The 1,580-nt window shown below is 64.2% G+C and carries 3 protein-coding genes; all 3 read left to right on the top strand.

Annotation, left to right across the window (positions count from 1 at the left end; genetic code table 11):
* Nucleotides 1–86: 86 nt before the first annotated feature.
* Nucleotides 87–500, top strand: coding sequence for an IS66-like element accessory protein TnpA (gene tnpA / locus P0D80_RS50040; RefSeq protein WP_408296138.1), 414 nt, complete (start codon nucleotides 87–89; stop codon nucleotides 498–500).
* On the top strand, nucleotides 497–844 hold the full coding sequence (gene tnpB, locus P0D80_RS50045) for an IS66 family insertion sequence element accessory protein TnpB (protein ID WP_408296141.1): 348 nt from the start codon (nucleotides 497–499) through the stop codon (nucleotides 842–844). Before tnpA ends, tnpB begins: the two co-directional genes overlap by 4 nt.
* Nucleotides 832–1,580 (top strand): IS66 family transposase (locus P0D80_RS50050; protein ID WP_408296144.1); only part of this gene is annotated, 749 nt, incomplete at its 3' end. The genes tnpB and P0D80_RS50050, both read left to right, overlap by 13 nt.

The following is a 1,580-nucleotide window of genomic DNA, read 5'->3' on the forward strand; positions in this document are numbered from 1 at the left end:
TAAGCGTCATTTGAAGGCCGTATCGACATCGACGTTGAGAGTGTCCAAAGTGATGTCCATCACTTCGAGTAGTGGGGACCACTTTGATGACAGAGATCGACAGTGCTGGAAGCCGCAAGGGGCGGCCGAATTACGCGCCTGAATTCCGGCGTGAAGTTGCGATGGCAGCGTGTGAGCCGGGCATCTCGGTGGCGAAGCTCGCGCAGTCGCACGGTCTGAATCCGAACATGGTGTTCAAGTGGCGCAGGCAGTACCGTGCCGGTCTGCTGGACAAGAGGACGGCGAGCGAGACGGCAGTGTTCGTTCCGGTGGCGATGTCGCCGGATGATTTGATGGCGGTTTCGGCGCTACCGGTGCCGACAGCGCAATTACCATTGCGCGCACAGGAAGCCGCGACTTCAGGTATAGAGATCGAGCTCAATGGCGCACGCGTGCGAGTGAGCGGGAAGGCAGACCCAGCCCAGTTGCGACTGGTGCTGCATTGCCTGAGGCCGGCATGATCGCGCTGCCGACCGGCACCCGCATCTGGCTCGCCGCAGGCGTCACCGACATGCGCCGCGGCATGGATGGTCTGGCTGCACTGGCGCAGGTGGCCCTTGAGCAAGACCCGTTCTCGGGCCACGTGTTCGCTTTCCGTGGTCGCCGTGGCGATCTGGTGAAACTGCTGTGGTGGAGTGGCGATGGAATGAACCTGTACGTCAAGCGCCTGGAGCGAGGCCGTTTCATCTGGCCGCAGGCCAACGCGGGATGCATCCATCTGTCGGCGGCACAACTGTCGATGCTGCTCGAAGGCATCGACTGGCGACGCCCCGAACGGACGTGGAGGCCCACATGCGCCGCGTAAATTTGCCCCCACTTCTGCGCGTGCCTGGTAAACTCTCAGGCATGCCAGTCAGCCGACTTCCCGACGACATCGACACACTCAAGCGCATGCTTGTCTCGCGCGAAGAAACCATTGCGCGCCTGCTTGCCGAGATCTCGCGTCTGAAGCGCTGGCAGTACGGACGCTCGTCGGAGCGCATAGCAGAACTGACGGGACAACTGCAGCTCGCACTCAGTGGCGGGTCACTGCCGCAGCAGGATGCCGTGCCGGCATCGGCGCCAGAACCGGTGCCTGATGAACCTGTAGACACGACAGCGCCGGCGGTCCCACTACGCCGCCGCTCGCGCGAATTCCCTGCACACCTGCCCCGTGAGGTGGTGGAGCACAAGCCGCAGGACTGCGACTGCCCCGAATGCGGCGGCCGGCTGCGCAAGCTGGGTGAAGACGCCTCCGAGATGCTGGACTACGTGCCGGGGTACTTCCGGGTGATCCGCCACGTGCGTCCCCGGCTGAGCTGCAGCCGTTGTGCGAAGGTCGTCCAGGAAGCGGCGCCGTCGCGCCCGATCGCACGCGGCATGGCTGCAGCCGGCCTGCTGGCGCAGGTGGTAGTTGCCAAGTACGCCGACCATACGCCGTTGTACCGGCAGGCAGGAATCTATCGACGTGCCGGCATTGAACTGGACCGTGCAACGCTGGCCTCGTGGGTTCGGGAGTCCGCCGCACTGCTGCAGCCGCTGGCGGATGCCGTTGGCCGGTA

The sequence above is a fragment of the Paraburkholderia sp. RL17-373-BIF-A genome, from assembly GCF_046030175.1.
In the GTDB taxonomy this organism is placed as follows: domain Bacteria; phylum Pseudomonadota; class Gammaproteobacteria; order Burkholderiales; family Burkholderiaceae; genus Paraburkholderia.